The organism is Serratia sp. CY29653, from assembly GCF_052169255.1.
GTDB classification, from domain to species: domain Bacteria; phylum Pseudomonadota; class Gammaproteobacteria; order Enterobacterales; family Enterobacteriaceae; genus Serratia; species Serratia sarumanii.
This window is the reverse complement of sequence record NZ_JBJNLC010000005.1, coordinates 235802-254871: the sequence shown is the minus strand read 5'-3', so window position 1 is coordinate 254871 and position 19070 is coordinate 235802. Positions and strand designations below refer to the sequence as shown.

The 19070-nt window shown below is 59.7% G+C and carries 20 protein-coding genes; 9 read left to right on the top strand and 11 right to left on the bottom strand.

The window, feature by feature from the left end; genetic code table 11:
• Nucleotides 1–18: 18 nt before the first annotated feature.
• The 5 genes from pstB (at nucleotide 19) to ACJ8HN_RS20920 (ending at nucleotide 4080) form a co-directional block, all read left to right on the top strand.
• The gene (pstB, locus tag ACJ8HN_RS20940) at nucleotides 19–789 is read left to right on the top strand and encodes a phosphate ABC transporter ATP-binding protein PstB (RefSeq protein WP_016929614.1); all 771 of its coding nucleotides are present in this window, start codon (nucleotides 19–21) and stop codon (nucleotides 787–789) included.
• Nucleotides 790–800: 11 nt separating this feature from the next.
• Nucleotides 801–1535 (top strand): phosphate signaling complex protein PhoU, encoded by a 735-nt coding sequence (gene phoU, locus ACJ8HN_RS20935; protein WP_033636521.1) that lies wholly within the window; start codon nucleotides 801–803, stop codon nucleotides 1533–1535.
• Between the two features lie 168 nt (nucleotides 1536–1703).
• A complete protein-coding gene (locus ACJ8HN_RS20930; RefSeq protein WP_033653945.1) occupies nucleotides 1704–2543 on the top strand; it encodes an ABC transporter substrate-binding protein in 840 nt (279 codons plus the stop codon).
• A gap of 81 nt (nucleotides 2544–2624) precedes the next feature.
• Nucleotides 2625–3338, top strand: a complete 714-nt coding sequence (locus tag ACJ8HN_RS20925; RefSeq protein WP_025304748.1) for an amino acid ABC transporter permease — start codon at nucleotides 2625–2627, stop codon at nucleotides 3336–3338.
• Between the two features lies 1 nt (nucleotide 3339).
• Entirely contained in the window at nucleotides 3340–4080 is a 741-nt protein-coding gene (locus ACJ8HN_RS20920) for an amino acid ABC transporter permease (RefSeq protein WP_004933841.1), read from the top strand.
• Here the strand turns inward: ACJ8HN_RS20920 and yieH are convergent.
• Nucleotides 4077–4745, bottom strand: a complete 669-nt coding sequence (gene yieH / locus ACJ8HN_RS20915) for a 6-phosphogluconate phosphatase (protein ID WP_060431119.1) — start codon at nucleotides 4743–4745, stop codon at nucleotides 4077–4079. The two genes, ACJ8HN_RS20920 and yieH, sit on opposite strands and share 4 nt — an antisense overlap.
• Before the next feature lie 46 nt (nucleotides 4746–4791).
• On the bottom strand, nucleotides 4792–5196 hold the full coding sequence (locus ACJ8HN_RS20910) for an NUDIX hydrolase (protein WP_033636523.1): 405 nt from the start codon (nucleotides 5194–5196) through the stop codon (nucleotides 4792–4794).
• 234 nt (nucleotides 5197–5430) lie between these two features.
• On the opposite strand from ACJ8HN_RS20910, the gene ACJ8HN_RS20905 reads away from it, so the two are divergent.
• Nucleotides 5431–6768 (top strand): NCS2 family permease, encoded by a 1338-nt coding sequence (locus ACJ8HN_RS20905; RefSeq protein ID WP_063989176.1) that lies wholly within the window; start codon nucleotides 5431–5433, stop codon nucleotides 6766–6768.
• Nucleotides 6769–6803: 35 nt separating this feature from the next.
• Here the strand turns inward: ACJ8HN_RS20905 and ACJ8HN_RS20900 are convergent, their stop codons facing one another.
• The 9 genes from ACJ8HN_RS20900 to rpmH form a co-directional block, all read right to left on the bottom strand.
• A complete protein-coding gene (locus tag ACJ8HN_RS20900; protein WP_033649559.1) occupies nucleotides 6804–7856 on the bottom strand; it encodes a hypothetical protein in 1053 nt (350 codons plus the stop codon).
• 77 nt (nucleotides 7857–7933) lie between these two features.
• A complete protein-coding gene (locus ACJ8HN_RS20895; protein ID WP_025304752.1) occupies nucleotides 7934–8500 on the bottom strand; it encodes an NADPH-dependent FMN reductase in 567 nt (188 codons plus the stop codon).
• Nucleotides 8501–8661: 161 nt separating this feature from the next.
• The gene (locus ACJ8HN_RS20890; RefSeq protein ID WP_039568288.1) at nucleotides 8662–9387 is read right to left on the bottom strand and encodes a 4'-phosphopantetheinyl transferase family protein; all 726 of its coding nucleotides are present in this window, start codon (nucleotides 9385–9387) and stop codon (nucleotides 8662–8664) included.
• A gap of 95 nt (nucleotides 9388–9482) precedes the next feature.
• Complete coding sequence (locus tag ACJ8HN_RS20885) at nucleotides 9483–10796, bottom strand: lysine N(6)-hydroxylase/L-ornithine N(5)-oxygenase family protein (RefSeq protein WP_164097641.1); 1314 nt, start codon at nucleotides 10794–10796, stop codon at nucleotides 9483–9485.
• Nucleotides 10797–10903: 107 nt separating this feature from the next.
• Entirely contained in the window at nucleotides 10904–12268 is a 1365-nt protein-coding gene (gene mnmE / locus ACJ8HN_RS20880) for a tRNA uridine-5-carboxymethylaminomethyl(34) synthesis GTPase MnmE (protein WP_033649555.1), read from the bottom strand.
• Nucleotides 12269–12364: 96 nt separating this feature from the next.
• The gene (gene yidC / locus ACJ8HN_RS20875) at nucleotides 12365–14002 is read right to left on the bottom strand and encodes a membrane protein insertase YidC (RefSeq protein ID WP_016929601.1); all 1638 of its coding nucleotides are present in this window, start codon (nucleotides 14000–14002) and stop codon (nucleotides 12365–12367) included.
• Nucleotides 14003–14004: 2 nt separating this feature from the next.
• Nucleotides 14005–14262 carry a membrane protein insertion efficiency factor YidD gene (yidD, locus tag ACJ8HN_RS20870; RefSeq protein WP_004933881.1) on the bottom strand — a complete coding sequence of 86 codons (258 nt, stop codon included), beginning with the start codon at nucleotides 14260–14262 and terminating at the stop codon, nucleotides 14005–14007.
• Entirely contained in the window at nucleotides 14226–14585 is a 360-nt protein-coding gene (gene rnpA, locus ACJ8HN_RS20865; protein WP_004933883.1) for a ribonuclease P protein component, read from the bottom strand. The genes yidD and rnpA overlap by 37 nt, the downstream gene beginning before the upstream one ends.
• Before the next feature lie 17 nt (nucleotides 14586–14602).
• On the bottom strand, nucleotides 14603–14743 hold the full coding sequence (rpmH, locus tag ACJ8HN_RS20860) for a 50S ribosomal protein L34 (protein ID WP_000831330.1): 141 nt from the start codon (nucleotides 14741–14743) through the stop codon (nucleotides 14603–14605).
• Between the two features lie 682 nt (nucleotides 14744–15425).
• Between rpmH and dnaA the strand changes: the two genes are divergently transcribed.
• From dnaA to recF, 3 genes are read left to right on the top strand one after another with little or no spacing between them, the layout of a single operon-like run.
• Nucleotides 15426–16820, top strand: a complete 1395-nt coding sequence (dnaA, locus tag ACJ8HN_RS20855) for a chromosomal replication initiator protein DnaA (protein ID WP_049235245.1) — start codon at nucleotides 15426–15428, stop codon at nucleotides 16818–16820.
• A gap of 4 nt (nucleotides 16821–16824) precedes the next feature.
• Complete coding sequence (gene dnaN, locus ACJ8HN_RS20850) at nucleotides 16825–17925, top strand: DNA polymerase III subunit beta (RefSeq protein WP_004933892.1); 1101 nt, start codon at nucleotides 16825–16827, stop codon at nucleotides 17923–17925.
• A 45-nt stretch (nucleotides 17926–17970) separates the two neighbouring features.
• Nucleotides 17971–19056, top strand: coding sequence for a DNA replication/repair protein RecF (gene recF / locus ACJ8HN_RS20845; protein WP_033653950.1), 1086 nt, complete (start codon nucleotides 17971–17973; stop codon nucleotides 19054–19056).
• Nucleotides 19057–19070: the final 14 nt, after the last annotated feature.

Below are 19070 nucleotides of genomic sequence, written 5' to 3'. Positions count from 1 at the left end.
AGAGAAGTCTTGATGAGTATGGTTACTGACGCTTCCAGCAGCAAAATTCAGGTACGCGATCTGAACTTCTACTACGGCAAATTCCATGCGCTGAAGAACATCACGCTGGATATCGCCAAGAACAAGGTCACCGCGTTTATCGGCCCGTCCGGCTGCGGCAAATCCACCCTGCTGCGCACCTTCAACAAGATGTACCAGCTGTACCCGGAACAGCGCGCGGAAGGCGGCATCCTGCTGGACGGCCAGAACATCCTGACCGACAACTCGGATATCGCGCTGCTGCGCGCCAAGGTCGGCATGGTGTTCCAGAAGCCGACGCCGTTCCCGATGTCGATTTACGACAACATCGCCTTCGGCGTTCGCCTGTTTGAAAAGCTGTCGCGCGCCGATATGGACGAGCGCGTGCAGTGGGCGCTGACCAAGGCGGCGCTGTGGAACGAAACCAAGGACAAGCTGCACCAGAGCGGCTACAGCCTTTCCGGCGGCCAGCAGCAACGCCTGTGCATCGCCCGCGGCATCGCCATTCGCCCGGAAGTGCTGTTGCTGGATGAGCCTTGCTCGGCGCTGGATCCGATCTCCACCGGCAAGATTGAAGAGCTGATCAGCGAGCTGAAGGCCGATTACACCGTGGTGATCGTAACCCACAATATGCAGCAGGCGGCGCGCTGCTCCGACTCCACCGCATTTATGTATCTGGGCGAGCTGATCGAGTTCAGTGATACTGATAACCTGTTCACTGCGCCGCAGAAAAAGCAGACTGAAGACTACATCACTGGCCGTTATGGTTGATAGGAAGCATCATGGATAACCTGAATTTAAACAAACACATTTCCGGCCAGTTCAACGCAGAGCTTGAGCATATCCGCACCCAGGTGCTGACCATGGGCGGGCTGGTGGAGCAGCAGCTGACCGACGCCATCACCGCGATGCACAATCAGGATGGCGAGCTGGCCAAGCGAGTTATCGAAGGCGACGCCAAGGTCAACATGATGGAAGTGGCGATCGACGAAGCCTGCGTGCGCATCATCGCCAAGCGCCAGCCGACCGCCAGCGATCTGCGCCTGGTGATGGCGATCATCAAAACCATTTCCGAGCTGGAACGCATCGGCGACGTGGCGGACAAAATCTGCCGCACCGCGCTGGAGAAGTTCTCGCACCAGCACCAGCCGCTGCTGGTCAGCCTGGAATCGCTGGGGCGCCACACCGTGCAAATGCTGCATGACGTGCTGGACGCCTTCGCGCGCATGGATCTGGACGAGGCGATCCGTATTTACCGCGAAGATAAAAAGGTCGACCAGGAATACGAAGGCATCGTGCGTCAGCTGATGACCTATATGATGGAAGACTCACGCACCATTCCGAGCGTACTGACCGCGCTGTTCTGCGCCCGTTCTATCGAGCGTATCGGCGACCGCTGCCAGAACATCTGCGAATTTATCTTCTATTTCGTCAAAGGACAGGATTTCCGTCATTTGGGCGGCGACGCCCTGGAAAAGCTGCTCTCTCCGGGCGGTAAAGACGACAAAGCCGACTGACCCTTTCCGGGTAATATCCTTCAAAGGCGCGGTTTCCCGCGCCTTTATTCCATCTTAAGTTCTTAAAGATAAAAAGGTTATAAATATAGCTTTTTATATTATTTCCTGACCTATGTGGCGCTTGCTAGCTTATCCGCCAGCAGGACATCAACCACTTAGGAGCTCTCTATGAAACATCGCGCTTTGGCCTTAACGTTGTTAGCCAGTCTGACCGGCCTCGCCGCCGGCGCCGCGCACGCGGACAAACTTGACGATATCAAGCAAGCCGGCGTGGTGCGTATCGCGGTGTTCGACAGCAACCCGCCGTTCGGCTACATCGATCCGCAGAGCAAGAAGCTGGTGGGCTACGATGTGGACGTCGCCGATGCGATCGGCAAAGCGCTGGGGGTAAAAGTGGAGCTGCGCGCCACCAACCCGGCCAACCGCATTCCGCTGCTGGTGTCGAAGAAGGTTGACCTGATTGCCGCCAACTTCACCATTACCGACGAGCGCGCCAAGGAAGTGAACTTCAGCGTGCCGTACTTCGCCACCGGCCAGAAATTCATCGCCCGCAAAGGCGTGCTGAAAACCCCGGAAGACATCAAAAAGCTGCGCATCGGCGCGGATAAGGGCACGGTGCAGGAAATCACCCTGCGCGAGCGTTTCCCGACGGCGAAAGTGATCTCTTACGATGACACCCCGCTGGCGTTTGTGGCGCTGCGCAACGGCAACGTGCAGGCGATCACCCAGGACGACGCCAAGCTGGTCGGCCTGCTCGGCAACCTGCCGGCGGCGCAGAAGGCGGAGTTTGAAATTTCGCCGTTCAGCCTGACCAAAGAATACCAGGGCGTCGGCATTCCCAAGGGCGAAGATCGCCTGACCGCCGCGGTGAACGAGACGCTGATCAAGCTGGAAAAAGACGGCGAAGCGGTTAAGATTTACGATCGCTGGTTCGGGCCGCAAACCCAATCCGCTCAACCGCGCGGCGATTTCAAAATCGCGCCTTTGGATCAGCAACCGAAAGCCTGATTTAACCGCTCGCGGTGAGATCGGCACGGAGGGGCGCAGCTTGCTGCGCCCCTGATGCATTCTGCAAGACAAGGATTGAACATGAACCTGGACTGGCTGCTGGCGCCGCAATACCTGAGCTGGCTGTGGCACGGTTTTCTGCTGACGCTGTGGCTTTCCGCCTGCGCGGGCCTGGCGGCCACGCTGCTGGGCTTCGTGCTGGCGGCGATGCGCGACAGCAGCCTGCGGCCGTTGCGTTGGCTGGCGATGGGCTACAGCTCGCTGTTTCGCAATACGCCGCTGCTGGTGCAGCTGTTCTTCTGGTACTTCGCCGCCGGGCAGATCCTGCCGTCCGCCGCGATGCAGTGGCTGAACAGCTCACATCAGGTCGGCCCGCTGGAATGGCCGTCGTTCGAGTTTCTCGCCGGTTTCTTCGGCCTGACGCTCTACTCCACCGCCTTTATCGCCGAAGAGATCCGTTCCGGCATTCGCGGCGTCGCCGGCGGGCAGAAATATGCCGCTCAGGCGCTGGGGCTGACCGGCTGGCAGGCGATGCGCTACGTGGTGCTGCCGCAGGCGTTGAAAATCGCGCTGCCGCCGCTGCTGGGGCAATACATGAACGTGATCAAAAACTCGTCGCTGACCATGGCGATCGGCGTGGCCGAACTCTCTTACGCCTCGCGTCAGGTCGAAACCGAAACCCTGCGCACCTTCCAGGCGTTCGGCGTGGCGACGGTGCTGTATATCGCCATCATCGCGCTGCTGGAAGGCTGGGGCATGTGGCGCCAACAGCGTAAACCGCTGGGAGGGCATTGAGATGGATTTCAGCGTAATTCACGATAACCTGGGCTACCTGCTGTGGGGCACCTGGCCGGATGGTCCATTAGGCGGCGCGGCGCTGACGTTGGCGATCAGCCTGATGGCCGGCGTCGCCTCGGCGGTGCTCGGCACCTTGCTCGGCGTGGCGCTGGCGATGTCGCGCGGCGTCGCTGCCGGACTGCTGGCGGCGGTGCTGGGCTTTTTCCGCGCCATACCGGTCATCATGCTGATCTTCTGGACCTATTTCCTGCTGCCGATGGTGTTTGGCGTAGAGATCCCGGAAATCACCACCGTGGTGTGCGCGCTGGCGCTGATCGCTTCGGCCTATCTGGCCCATGCGGTGAAGGCCGGCATCGCCGCGATCGGCCCCGGCCAGTGGCAGGCCGGACTTTCCCTGGGGCTGACCCGCTGGCAGACGCTGCGCATGATCGTGCTGCCGCAGGCGCTGCGCATGATGGTGCCGTCGTTCATCAACCAGTGGATATCCCTGATCAAAGACACCTCGCTGGCTTATATCGTCGGCGTTGGCGAACTGACCTTCCTGGCGACCCAGGTCAACAACCGCAGCATGGTCTATCCGATGGAAGTGTTCCTGTTCGTGGCGCTGGTCTATTTCGTGTTCTGCCTGGCGCTCGATCTGCTGGCCAACGCGGTCAACCGCCGCTTCGGCGCGCAAACCCGCGCGCTGAAGCGGTCGTGGCGCTGGTGGCGCAACAAGCCGCCGTTGCCGGCCAGTTAATCGGCCGTCAGCCGCCAGCCGCGTTCGCGCCACAGCGCGGGCAGCTGGGCCAGGTCGTTAAACGTCGTCACCAGCGGGTGGTCGATCGGCGGGTTATGCGGATCGGCGCAGAAGTAAAAGACTGGGATGCCGGCGGCTATACCAGCCTGCGCGCCGGCAGGCGAGTCATCCACCAGGATGCAGCGCGTTACCGGCACCTGCATCTGTTCGGCGGCGTGAAACACGATCGCCGGATCCGGCTTCCAGCGCTGAATGTCATAGCCGCTGAACAACCGGTCATCAAAATAAGGCAGCATGCCGGTCAGGCCGAGCGAGTGCTGCATCTTGCTGACCGGTCCGTTGGAGACGGTGCAGACAGGCACCGTCACCTGCGCCAGCAGCTCGCGGGCACCGGCAATCTGTTGCAGTTCGCTGTCGAACAGCCGCGCCACTTCCTGGCGATACAGCGGCTCCAGCGCCTCTTTTGCCAGGTCAGTGCCCTGCTCGGCGTTGACCCGATCGATGATCTCGTACAGCTTCACCCCTTTGTATTTCTTGAACACCTCTTCCAGCGACAGATGAATGCCGTAGCGGGCGAACATGTGCACATAGGCTTTGCTGCACAGCACTTCGCTGTCCACCAGCGTGCCGTCGCAGTCGAACAAAATGCAGTCAATCTGATTCATGCGGGACAGGTTCCTTCGGGTTAATGGCGCGGAGGCCGCTCAGCGATCACTTGATCAGGTTACGCGCCTTGAGATCGTGCAAAATCAGCGCGGCGACGTGCGAGCAGTGCGGTAAATCGCGGCTGTCGCACCACCTCAGCTCGGCGATTTCGGCGGCCGGCTGCAGCTGCCCGGTAACGTCGGCCTGATAGCAGCGAATGCGCACCTGGGTGCCGTCCTGCTTGCCGTCCGCCGGGCCGGCGAACTCGCCGTAAAACGCGATGGAGTTGGGCTGCAGCGCGACGGTCAGCTCTTCGTCGATTTCGCGGCACAGCGCCTGTTCGTCGGTTTCGCCCGCTTCGCGCTTTCCGCCCGGCATATAAAACAGCGTCTTATTGTGTGAACGCACCAGCGCCACTTTGTCATCTTTCAGCGCGATCAACGCGAGCTTATCGATAAAGGTTGAAGACATGCGGATTCCTGTTTTTTCGCGGGTAGGGTAAGAGATGCGATAGGTCATTTTATCGGCCGTGTCGGCAAACGGCAACGCAGCGGGCGGGAACGGAGAATGAAAGCCTGTAAATACAAGCCGTTGACACGTTTAGCCGTAAAGACGGCGAAAAAAACCTGTGACCGGCATCAAAAGCCCCACTTTTTGTTATAGGATAGCCGGCGACTGTCCATTCCCATTTTCGGAATTCTGATAATGACCAAACCAGTATCTGGCCTTGACGCTGAGCAAGGCTTGCTTGGGCGCGTGTTTAAACTCAAGCAACATGGCACGACGGCGCGTACGGAAACGATTGCCGGTATCACCACCTTCCTTACCATGGTGTATATCGTGTTCGTTAACCCGCAAATTTTGGGCGCGGCGGGCATGGATACCCAGGCGGTATTTGTCACCACCTGTTTGATCGCCGCTTTCGGCAGCATCTTTATGGGCCTGCTGGCGAACCTGCCGGTGGCGTTGGCGCCGGCGATGGGCCTGAACGCCTTCTTCGCCTTCGTGGTGGTCGGGGCGATGGGCATCTCCTGGCAGGTGGGCATGGGCGCCATCTTCTGGGGAGCGGTCGGCCTGCTGCTGCTGACCATTTTCCGCATCCGCTACTGGATGATCGCCAACATTCCGGTCAGCCTGCGGGTCGGCATCACCAGCGGCATCGGCCTGTTCATCGGCATGATGGGGCTGAAAAACGCCGGCATCGTGGTGGCCAACCCGGACACGCTGGTGACCATCGGCAGCCTGACCTCGCACAACGTGCTGCTGGGCGCGCTCGGCTTCTTCATCATCGCCGTGCTCTCTTCACGTAACTTCCACGCGGCGGTGCTGGTGTCGATCGTGGTCACCACCCTGATCGGCTGGATGCTGGGCGACGTGAAATACGGCGGCCTGTTCTCCCTGCCGCCGAGCATCACCTCTGTGGTGGGCCAGGTCGACGTGGCCGGCGCGCTGAACATCGGGCTGGCCGGGATCATCTTCTCGTTTATGCTGGTGAACCTGTTTGACTCTTCGGGCACCCTGATCGGCGTTACCGATAAAGCCGGCCTGACCGATAGCCAGGGCAAGTTCCCGCGCATGAAGCAGGCGCTGTACGTCGACAGCATCAGCTCGGTGGCCGGTTCGCTGGCGGGCACCTCTTCCGTGACCGCTTACATCGAAAGTTCGTCCGGCGTCGCCGTCGGCGGCCGCACCGGTTTGACGGCGGTGGTCACCGGCCTGCTGTTCCTGCTGGTGATCTTCCTGTCGCCGCTGGCGGGCATGGTGCCGGCTTACGCCGCCGCCGGCGCGCTGATCTACGTCGGCGTGCTGATGACCTCCAGCCTGGCGCGGGTGAAGTGGGACGATCTGACCGAAGCGGTACCGGCGTTTGTCACCGCGGTGATGATGCCGTTCAGCTTCTCGATCACCGAAGGCATCGCGCTCGGCTTTATCTCCTACTGCGTGATGAAGCTCGGCACCGGCCGCTGGCGTGAAATCAGCCCGTGCGTGGTGGTGGTGGCGCTGCTGTTCGTGCTGAAGATCGTCTTCGTAGACGGCCATTGACCGCCAAAGGGCCGACGCCTGTCGGCCCTGAACCCCTAGGCGCCCGGCGTCGCATCCGGCGCCTTACCCAACACCCACTGCAACGGCCGCTTGAAGCGCGCCTGCCAACTGCCGGCGGCATCCTCTCCCTGGGCGAAGTGCAGCGTCTCTACCTGGTTATCCTCTCCGAACAGATTGGCGAAGTGCAACGCCAGCGCCTGCTCGCTGAAATTCTGCCGATCGTAATACGCCATCACGATTTTCTTTTGCGCCGCCAGCGACTGCTGGGCCGGCTTGATCTCGCCGTTGGGGGCGATCAGGAGCGCGCCGGCGTAAAACTGCGGGTACTTCGCGATCAGGTTGGCGGCGTGCAGCGCGCCCTGGCCGCGGGCGCTGAGGTAAATCCGCCGGGGATTCAGCTTTAGCTGCGGAGCCAGCTGTTGCAGCGTACGCTGAATGGCGGTTTGGGTGCTCTCGTCGCTGTAATTCGACCAGCGGAAACTGTTTTCTGACAGCATCTGCGTGCCGTTGAGCTCGATGTAGGCCACGCCCATTTCGCCGAACAGCAGCCGTTCTTCGGGGCTGATGGCGGCGGCTTTGCCGTAGGTATGCAGGAAGATCACCGTTGGCCAGCCTTCGGGCGGCGCTTCGCCGTCCGGCATCGCGTAGCTGGCCTTGCCTTCATAGTGGCGGGCGTGCTGCAGATAGCGCGCTTTGGTGGCGGCCAGGATCGATTGGTAGGTGGCGGAGTGCTGGATGCTGTTGAAGGCGTCGTCCTCCAGCAGGTTGTAGTAGTACCACAGGCCGCGGTCGGCGCTCAGCTGCAGGTAGCGCTCCGCCAGCTCGGTTTGCCCTTTCTCCGCCGATGACACCGCCAGCTGGTAGGGCGCCCAGACGTTGCGGCCGTCTTCGCGCATCAGCGTCAGGTACAGCGACATGGCGCCCAGCTTTTTATCTTCCTGGTTTTGCGCGGATCGCGACAGCTGGGCGTTGAGCGCGCTGTGTGCCGGCAGCTCCAGCGGCTCTTCACCGGCGGGATAACGCATCTCTGCCGCGAAAGCGGGACTGGTGATGGAAACAAAAAATAACGCTAAAATGAAAAAATACATGATGCTATGGCTTTAATTTTCAATGAATTGATGGACTTCATGTCCTGTTGCGGCGCCTAAGGGGCGCCGCGAGACCTTCACTCCACGCGGCGAATAAAATCGCTGAACGCAGACAGCTGGCCGGTCAGAAAATCCAGCGTTCCCTGATCGCTCAGTTCACCGGCCTGTTCGTCGACCTTGCTCTGGATCACGCCGCCCATAAACTCAGGCTTGTTCATTACCATCGCATCGAGGAACACCAGGATCTGGCGCAGATGGTATTGGCAGCGCGCGCCGCCGATCGGCCCCATCGAGCTGGTCTGAATGGCGACCGGCTTGCCGGCCAGCGGCTGATTCGGCAAGCGAGACAGCCAGTCGATGGCGTTCTTCAACCCGCCGGGCACGGAATAGTTATATTCAGGGGTGACGATGATCACGCCGTCGGCCTGGCGGATCTGTTCGGCGATCGCCTCGACCGCGGCAGGGAAGCCTTCACCCTGTTGCATGTCGGCGTCGTACAGCGGGATATCGCGGATGGAGGGCAGCGCTTCAATGGTGACGCCCTGTGGAGCCAGGCCTGGTAGGGCGCGGGCCACCATGGCGTTGTAGGAGCCTTTGCGCAGGCTGCCGAGCAGAGTGACGATTTTTAAGGCTTGGTCTGACATGGTGATTCTCCCTTTCGAATGAGCAGATTCAGCGTACAACATGGGCGAATAGTAGGCTAAAGCGCTGGTCGAGAATAGGCGATTGCTCAACATTTAGCTGTCTTTACAATTTAATCCAGCAACTCGTGCGGTAAAGACAGCGTTATCCGTTTTGCGCTGCGTTAACCGGGCGTCTTCAGGCCCGTCAGTTTAACGAAGCGTGAGGACGCCGCCGGGCTGCGCGGCGAGATTTCCCCGTCTTTCTGCAGGCCGCCGCGCTCTTCGTAGCGCCAGCACAGCAGGCGATCCAGGCCGGGGCTGCCGGCGCAGGCCCAGCTCAGGTATTCGTCGGCGTCGCTCATCACCTGAACGTCCGGCGTGGCGCTGGAGCGCAGGTGGCCGGAGAAGGGATGCAGACGCAGCGTAGACTGGCCGCTGTTGCCGAGGCCGGAAATTTTCAGCACGCTTTGCCGAATGCTCCACAGCTGAGTCTCCGCCTCCAGCCGATCGTCCTGCGCGCCGATCCAGGCACTTTCCGCCGGCGTCTGATGCGCGTGTTGCAGCGCGCTTTGCCGGGTGCCGCGTGCCCGCATCACTTCGATATCCAACCCGACTTTGCCCTCGTCGCTGAGCAGCACGCCCACGGTGTTGCTGGCGTAAGCGAGGCTGAAATCGGGCAGTTGATGATCGGCGAAACAGGGGCGGCCGGTCGGCGTGGTGGCGATGGGGGGCAACGTCGGCAGGCCGTACAGGTAGAACATCATTTCGGCGAGCAGAATGCGCCCTTGCAGGAAGCGCGTGCGGCGTTTAACGGAAAAGGTGCGGGTGGCGGCTATCACTTCGTCGGCGAGTCTCTGGGTATCCAGGACGGCGGAGGCCGGGGTCCATCGGGCAAAATGACACGCCATTGTTCGCTCCATGACAGAGGGTCGCTAAGAACGCAGGGGTGTTAGATTAAGACTAAGTTGAGGATTTATCATCAAAAAACGCTATGCGGATTATCCTATTTATCAGCGGTGGTAGAGATATCGCCCGGCGCGGCATCGCTCCACCATTGGATCATTGATGCGTTCGGTGCCAAATCAAAGCACGGCTTACCCAGCAAGTGATTGAGGATGCGGGCTGAACGCCAGGCCATCAGGCTCAGTCCGCCTTCTGCGCTGCCGTGGCTGTGTATTCCGGCATTAACCGCATAAATTCGATTTTGCTCCGGCCCGAGCCAGTCCAGATTAAAATTCGGCAGTAGCGGCAGATGCTGTTCCGCATCGAGAGGAATGCGCGGCAGCAAGGGTTTCAGGTAAGCGGGCAGCGAAGCGCGATAGCCGGTGGCCAGAATGACGATATCGGCCTTGAAACTTTCCTGGCGATTTTCCAGGCCGTGAAGCGTGCGCAGATGAAAAGCTTCACCCATTGATTCGATGGCCAGTAGGGTGCGATGAGGCAGCAAACGCACATTGCGCGTCTGGCGCATCACGTCAAAACGCATATATAGCTCACGGTACAGGGTTCGCAGCGTATGATTGCTGATGCCGTCTGCCGGCAATTTCTGTGTTTTGATTTCACGCTCGCGGATTTCTGACGGCAGCGTATAGAAATAGTCGACGTATTCGGGAGTGAAATATTCGTTGGTGAAGGGGGACTCGTCCAGCGGCTGAAAATTGGGACGGCGCGAGAGCCAGTCCAGCTGCGCCGGTTCGCCCCAGTGCCCCTGCAATGCGTTCAAAAACACATCGGCGCCGCTTTGGCCGCCGCCTACCACCATAACTCGCTTGCCGCTGAAGTCCGGATTGCGCAGGGCTATTTCGGCGGCATGCATGCAGTTTTCGCCCAGCGCCGGATAAAACGCTTTCGGTAACCAAGGGTTATGGCCGGTGCCCAGACAGATATTTTTCGCCCACAGCGTCTGATTATGGGTGGTTACCTTGAACAAACTCTTTTCATCGTCAAAATCAATGCGCTCTACGGACTGTGAAAACTGTAGCCCGTCTAATCTTTCGCAGGCCCAGCGTAGATAGTCGGAAAATTCTTCTCGGCTGATAATTTGCTGCTCGGTGATTAAAAACCGATAAATTTTTTTCTGTTCTACCAAGTAATTAATAAATGAAAATTGGCTGCGTGGGCTGACGGCGGTAACCAAATCCTGCAGCACATATGTCTGCATATAAGCGGAAGGTAGCAGCATGCCGGGGTGCCAGCGGAAGCTCGCGTTACGATCGAGAAAGGTATAGTTGACGGCGCCGCTTTCGGCGGCCAGAGCGGCCAGACTGAGATTGAAAGGCCCCAATCCCACGCCAATCAAGTCGAAAGGTTCGTTCATTTAAGCTTATCTCTCACGCGGAAAAATTGATGAGATAAGCTTAGGTGAGTTTTGGCGCCGGAGACGTAAAATGCGGGCGCCGAAGAGGATATGGCGCCCGCAGGCGATTATTTGCCGATGCAGAAGCTGGAGAAGATGCGGCCCAGCAGATCGTCGGAGGTGAATTCGCCGGTGATTTCGCTCAAGGCCAGCTGCGCCTGGCGCAGTTCCTCGGCCAGCAGCTCGCCCGCGTAAGCGCTCACTAACTGTTCTTTGCCTTGCACCAGGTGCTGTGCCGCCAGCTCCAGCGCCTGCAGGTGACGACGGCGCGCCAGGAAGCCGCCTTCCATGTTGCTGGTGAAGCCCATGCTCTGTTTCAGATGATCGCGCAGCACATCGACGCCTTCGCCGGTGCGGGCCGACAGGCGAATAAGTGAGTGGTTGTTCACTTCTGTCAGACCCAGCGTTTCACCGGTGATGTCGGCCTTGTTGCGCACCACGGTGATCGGCAGCGTGCCCGGCAGGCGCGCCATAAACTCCGGCCAGATCTCCGCCGGCTCGGTGGCGGCGGTGGTGGTGCCGTCGACCATAAACAGCACTCTGTCGGCCTGTTCGATCTCGTTCCATGCACGTTCGATGCCGATGCGCTCCACTTCGTCGCTGGCGTCGCGCAGGCCGGCGGTGTCGATGATGTGTAGCGGCATGCCGTCGATATGGATATGTTCGCGCAGGACGTCGCGGGTGGTGCCGGCGATATCGGTGACGATCGCCGCCTCGCGCCCGGCCAACGCATTGAGCAGGCTGGATTTACCGGCGTTGGGGCGCCCGGCGATCACTACCTTCATCCCTTCGCGCAGCAGGCTGCCCTGGCGCGCTTCGCCGCGCACGCTATCCAGATCCGCCATCACGTCGTTGAGTTGTGCTTCGATTTTACCGTCGGACAGGAAGTCGATTTCCTCGTCCGGAAAGTCGATCGCCGCTTCCACGTAGATTCGCAGGTGAGTGAGCGCTTCCACGAGCTGGTGGATGCGGGTGGAAAATGCCCCCTGCAGCGAGTTCATCGCCGAGCGCGCCGCCTGCTCGGAGCTGGCGTCGATCAGATCGGCGATCGCTTCGGCCTGCGCCAAATCGAGCTTGTCGTTGAGAAACGCGCGTTCGGAGAATTCGCCGGGCCGGGCGATGCGCACGTCGGGCAGCGCCAGCACGCGCTTGAGCAACAGATCGAGGATCACCGGCCCGCCGTGGCCCTGCAGTTCCAGCACGTCTTCGCCGGTAAAGGAGTTCGGCCCCGGGAACCACAGCGCGATGCCCTGATCGAGGGTGGCGCCGGCAGCGTCGCGGAACGGCAGATAGTCAGCGTAGCGCGGCTTCGGCAGCTTGCCGAGCAACGCCTGGGCGACGTCTTTGGCCTTGCTTCCGGAAATGCGCAGAATGCCGACGCCGCCGCGTCCCGGCGGGGTGGCTTGGGCTACGATGGTATCGGTGGTGCTCATAACGGTTCTCTCTGACGATTAAGATGCAAAAAGGCGGTCTAATGACCGCCTTTGGGGTGACTGCAAGGGTCGGCGCGCCGAACCCCTACAATACGCTTAGCTTTTTTTCTTGTCGCGGCTGTGCAGGCCGCGTTTTTCCAGACCACGGTAAATCAGCTGCTGCTGCAGGATGGTCACCAGGTTACTGACGATGTAGTACAGCACCAGACCGGACGGGAACCACAGGAAGAACACTGTGAAGATCACCGGCATGAAGGTCATGATTTTCTGCTGCATCGGGTCAGTCACGGTGGTCGGCGACATCTTCTGAATGAAGAACATCGTCACGCCCATCAGGATTGGCAGGATGTAGTACGGGTCTTGCGCCGACAGGTCATGGATCCACAGGGCGAACGGCGCGTGGCGCAGCTCGACCGAACCCATCAGCATGTAGTACAGCGCCAGGAAGATCGGCATCTGAATGATCAGCGGCAGGCAGCCGCCGAGCGGGTTCACTTTCTCCGCCTTGTACAGCGCCATCATCTCTTGGCTCATGCGCTGTTTGTCATCGCCGATGCGCTCACGCATCGCCTGCAGCTTCGGCTGCAGCATGCGCATTTTCGCCATCGAGGTGTACTGCGCCTTGGTCAGCGGGTACATGATGCCGCGCACGATGAAGGTGATGATGATGATGGAGAAGCCCCAGTTACCGATAAAGCCGTGGATAAACTTCAGCAGTTTGAACAGCGGCTGGGAGATGAACCACAGCCAGCCGTAATCCACGGTCAGATCCAGGTGCGGCGCCAGCTGGGCCATCTGGTCCTGCAGCTCCGGGCCGACCCACAGGGTCGCGTTCAGCTGCTGCTGAGCGCCCGGCTGCACCACGACCGGCGTAGATTTGAAGCCGATGGTGGACAGGTTGTCGCCCGGTTTGGCGGTGTAGAAGGTGTTGTCACCTTTGGTCGCCGGTACCCACGCGGTGGCGAAGTACTGTTGCAGCATGGCGACCCAACCGTCTTTGGTGGTGACGCTCAGGTTTTCATCTTTGTCGAACGCGTATTTTTGGTACTTGTCCTCGCTGGATGAGTACGCCGCGCCGCGGAAGGTGTGCAGCGCGAAGTTGCTGCTGCCGGTGTCGCGGTGTTTAGGCAATTCGGTGGTTTGCTTCAGCTGGCCGAACAGGGTCAGCTCCAGCGGCGTCGCGCCTTTGTTGTCGATGCTGTAATCCACGCCGACCGCATAGTGGTTGCGTTTGAGCACGAAGGTCTTGGTGTAGACTGCGCCGTCTTTATCGGTGTAGGTCAGCGGGATGCGCAGCTCGTCCTGGCCTTCCGGCAGGGTGTAGCTGTCTTGCGCCGCCTGATACAGCGGGCGTTCGCCGTTGGCCGGGTTGTCCGGGCCGTTTTTACCGGTCAGGCCGCTTTGCGCCTGATAGACGAACGACGGAGTGGTTTCCAGCAGTTGGAACGGAGTCGATGAACCCAGAGTATCCGGGTAGGCCAACAGTTTAGCCTGCTCGATATCGCCACCACGGGTGTTGATGGTCAGTGACAGCACGTCGGTGTTCACGGTAATCAGCTTACCCTGACCACTGGCTGGCACGGCCTGGCTGGCGGCATCACCGGCTACTGCGTTCGAAGTCTGTTGCGTGGTCTGTGCGGCCGGCTGCGGAGCGTTGTCCGTTTGCCATGCCTGCCAGATCATGAAAGACACGAACAGCAGAGCGATGAGGAGAAGATTGCGTTGCGAATCCATCGTTAGTGTTCTCTGTTATCGTCGGTTTTTGGCGGCACCGGATCATCGCCACCTGGGTTCAAAGGGTGGCATTTTAATACGCGTTTCAATGCTAACCAACTGCCTTTTATCATGCCAAACCTGCTTAATGCCTCAATTGCGTAATGAGAGCATGTCGGCTGGAAGCGACAACGAGGCCCTAGCAGCGGACTGATGACGAGCTGATAGGCCCGCACCAGCCCGATCAGGATGCGGGAGCCTGGCGACAGTGGCGACGCCATAATTTATCCAAAGCTTCCGTCAGCGCGCGGTTATCCAAATCCGCTATCCCCTTTTTGGCCACCACGACAAAATCCATCGCCGGTAATTCGTGCTGGCGCAGGCGGAAGCTTTCGCGGGTTAGGCGTTTGATCCGATTACGCTCGTGCGCGCGTTTGACGTGTTTTTTGGCGACGGTAAGACCGATGCGGGGATGCCCCAGCTGGTTCAGGCGGCCGAGGATGGTAATTTGCGGCGTGCCAGCCCGTTGTGGCTGCTGGAAGACGAAAGTGAAATGAGTGGGAGTTAACAAACGTAACTCCCTGGGAAAAGCGAGCTTAACCACTCAGCGGGTTAGCTTTATTACTTAGAAACAGTCAGACGAGCACGGCCTTTCGCACGACGGCGGGCCAGAACTTGACGACCATTTTTGGTGGCCATACGAGCACGGAAACCGTGGCTACGGTTGCGCTTCAATACGGACGGTTGGAAAGTGCGTTTCATAGCGATTTCTACCTAAACTTAAAATAATTACTGATCAGTAAACGCGTTTGGCTACTCGGCGTGAAGATGACCGACGCCTCAATCGCAATACATAAAGAAGCGGGATTGTAATAATTGTACAGTCCTGAGTCAATTCGCATCGCGCCAGCCTACCTGGTTGTCTGCCAATAACGGAACAAAATCCGGTCTTGGCCCGTGGTCACCGCAGAATCCTGTCTGGCTAATGACGCACCATAAGGAACCAGGTATCACACGTAGGGCGAAGATTATACGGACTCGGGGTGAAATCGCAAGGATCCCCGAGAGATCCTTTGCGCGCGATCGCAGGATCCGGCGTGGATAACAGGGTATAACCGGTTGACAATGTAAAAAATGCGGCGCAGCGGCCGGGATCTGCGCGGTCATCCGGCGCTGACGGTGAAAAGATCGCCGCCGGCCGCGGCCTGTGGATAAAATGGATCTAATCTGTGAGGAAGGGGAGGATCTCTTGCGCGGATTGCGCTATGATCCGTCATTCCGATCGCGATCCCTCATGCCGGGATCGTGAGGGACACAAACCGTGAAAGGCGGTTCGCATCCCCCACAGGCAAATCGCCGATGCCGGGTATGTGTCAAAAATCATGAGTTATAAAAAAGTTGCCCGTTTCTTTTCTTTATTGATCTTGTTCGAGTGGAGTCCGCCGTGTCACTTTCGCTTTGGCAGCAGTGTCTTGCCCGATTGCAGGATGAGTTACCTGCCACAGAATTTAGTATGTGGATACGCCCATTGCAGGCGGAACTGAGTGACAACACCCTGGCGCTGTATGCGCCTAACCGCTTTGTGCTGGATTGGGTTCGCGATAAGTACTTAAACAACATCAATGGTCTGCTGAATGATTTCTGCGGCACGGACGCGCCTTTGCTGCGTTTTGAAGTCGGCAGCAAGCCGATCGCGCAGGTGATCAGCCAGACCGTGACCGCCAGCGTCAGCAGCGCCCCTGCGGCTCCCGCGGCGCGCACGGCCGCGCCTTTGCGCCCGAGCTGGGACAACGCGGCGGCGCAACCCGAGCTCTCTTACCGCTCCAACGTCAACCCCAAACACACCTTTGACAACTTCGTCGAGGGTAAGTCCAACCAATTGGCGCGCGCGGCGGCTCGCCAGGTGGCGGACAACCCGGGCGGCGCCTATAACCCGCTGTTCCTGTATGGCGGCACCGGCCTGGGTAAAACCCACCTGCTGCACGCGGTCGGCAACGGCATCATGGCGCGCAAGGCCAACGCCAAAGTGGTCTACATGCACTCGGAACGCTTCGTGCAGGACATGGTCAAAGCGTTGCAGAACAACGCCATCGAAGAGTTTAAGCGTTACTACCGTTCGGTCGACGCCTTGCTGATCGATGACATCCAATTCTTCGCCAACAAGGAGCGTTCGCAGGAAGAGTTCTTCCATACCTTTAACGCTCTGTTGGAAGGCAATCAGCAGATCATCCTGACCTCGGATCGCTACCCTAAAGAGATCAACGGGGTGGAAGATCGTCTGAAGTCGCGCTTCGGCTGGGGGCTGACGGTGGCGATCGAGCCGCCGGAGCTGGAAACCCGCGTGGCGATCCTGATGAAAAAGGCCGACGAAAACGACATCCGCCTGCCGGGCGAAGTGGCGTTCTTCATCGCCAAGCGCCTGCGTTCCAACGTGCGTGAGCTCGAAGGGGCGCTGAACCGCGTGATCGCCAACGCCAACTTTACCGGCCGGGCCATCACCATCGATTTCGTGCGCGAAGCGCTGCGCGATCTGCTGGCGCTGCAGGAAAAGCTGGTCACCATCGACAATATCCAAAAGACGGTGGCGGAGTATTACAAGATTAAAGTCGCGGATTTGCTGTCCAAGCGGCGTTCGCGATCCGTTGCCCGCCCGCGCCAGATGGCGATGGCGTTGGCGAAGGAACTCACCAACCACAGCCTGCCGGAAATCGGCGATGCGTTTGGTGGCCGCGACCATACCACGGTGTTGCACGCCTGCCGGAAGATCGAGCAGCTGCGTGAGGAAAGTCACGACATCAAAGAAGATTTCTCCAATTTAATCAGAACATTATCTTCATAGCGCTATGAAATTTATCGTTGAACGTGAGCATCTGCTAAAACCGCTGCAACAGGTGAGCAGCCCGCTGGGCGGCCGCCCGACCTTGCCGATCCTGGGCAACCTGCTGCTGCAGGTGACGGAAGGCTCCCTGCTGCTGACCGGCACCGATCTGGAGATGGAGATGGTGGCGCGCGTCGCCCTGTCCCAGCCGCACGAGCCGGGCGCGACCACCGTGCCCGCGCGCAAATTCTTTGATATCTGCCGCGGCCTGCCGGAAGGGGCGGAGATCGCCGTCACGCTGGAAAGCGAGCGCATGCTGGTGCGGTCCGGCCGCAGCCGCTTCTCGCTGTCCACGCTGCCGGCGGCGGACTTCCCGAACCTGGACGACTGGCAGAGCGAGGTGGAGTTCACCTTGCCGCAGGCGACGCTGAAGCGCCTGATCGAAGCCACCCAGTTCTCGATGGCCCATCAGGACGTGCGTTATTACCTGAACGGCATGCTGTTTGAAACCGAAGGCGAAGAGCTGCGCACCGTCGCGACCGACGGCCACCGCCTGGCGGTGTGCTCGATGCCGATCGGCCAACAGTTGCCGTCGCATTCGGTGATCGTGCCGCGTAAAGGGGTGATGGAGCTGGTGCGCCTGCTGGACGGCGGCGATTCGCTGCTGCAGCTGCAGATCGGCAGCAACAACATTCGCGCCCACGTCGGCGATTTCATCTTCACCTCCAAGCTGGTTGACGGCCGTTTCCCGGACTATCGCCGCGTCTTGCCGAAGAACCCGGATAAAACGCTGGAAGCCGGCTGCGATCTGCTCAAGCAGGCGTTTGCCCGCGCGGCGATTCTCTCGAACGAGAAATTCCGCGGCGTGCGACTGTACGTCAGCCAGAACCAGCTGAAGATCACCGCCAACAACCCGGAGCAGGAAGAGGCGGAAGAGATCCTCGACGTCAGCTACGACGGCGCGGAGATGGAGATCGGCTTCAACGTCAGCTACGTGCTGGACGTGTTGAACGCGCTCAAGTGTGAAGACGTGCGCCTGCTGTTGACCGATTCGGTCTCCAGCGTGCAGATCGAAGACGGCGCCAGCCAGGCGGCGGCCTACGTTGTCATGCCAATGCGGTTGTAGTCTCGTTACCTTGAATTACAGCACCGTCATCGGTAAAGAGATTGCATGGCTCTGACGCGTTTATTGATTAAAGACTTCCGCAATATCGAGGCGGCGGATTTGGCGCTGGCGCCGGGATTCAACTTCCTGGTCGGCGCCAACGGCAGCGGCAAGACCAGCGTGCTGGAAGCGGTGTATACGCTCGGCCACGGCCGCGCCTTTCGCAGCCTGCAGGCCGGTCGGGTCATTCGCCACGACCAGCCGGAGTTCGTGCTGCACGGCCGCATCGAAGGCGCGGAGCGCGAGCTGTCGGTAGGATTGAGCAAGAGCCGTCAGGGTGACAGCAAAGTACGCATCGATGGCAGCGATGGCCACAAGGTGGCCGAGCTGGCGCAGCTGCTGCCCATGCAGCTGATCACCCCCGAAGGTTTTACCCTGCTGAACGGCGGGCCGAAATTCCGGCGCGCCTTCCTGGACTGGGGCTGTTTTCATAACGAACCCGGTTTTTTCACCGCCTGGAGCAACCTGAAACGGTTACTGAAGCAGCGCAATGCCGCGCTGCGCCAGGTGAGTCGCTATGCGCAGATCCGCGCCTGGGATCAGGAACTGATCCCGCTCGCGGAGCGCATCAGCGAATGGCGGGCGGAATACAGCGACGCGATCGCCGCGGATATCACCGCGACCTGCGCGCAGTTTCTGCCTGAATTCGCCCTGACCTTCTCCTTCCAGCGCGGCTGGGACAAAGAGAGCGACTACGGCGAGCTGCTGGAGCGCCAGTTCGAGCGCGACAGGGCGTTGACCTATACCGCGGTGGGGCCGCATAAAGCGGACTTCCGCATTCGTGCCGACGGCACGCCGGTAGAGGATTTGTTATCGCGCGGTCAGCTTAAGCTGCTGATGTGCGCGTTGCGCTTGGCGCAGGGTGAGTTTCTCACCCGGCAGAGCGGGCGGCGTTGCCTGTATCTGATTGATGATTTTGCCTCCGAGCTGGACACCGGCCGTCGCCGGTTGCTGGCCGATCGCCTGAAAGCCACCCAGGCCCAGGTTTTTGTCAGCGCGGTGAGCGCTGAACAAGTGACCGACATGGCCGGTGAAAAGGGCAAGATGTTCCGCGTGGAACAGGGTAAAATAGAGGTTCAACCACAGGACTAAAATGAGCGAGAAAC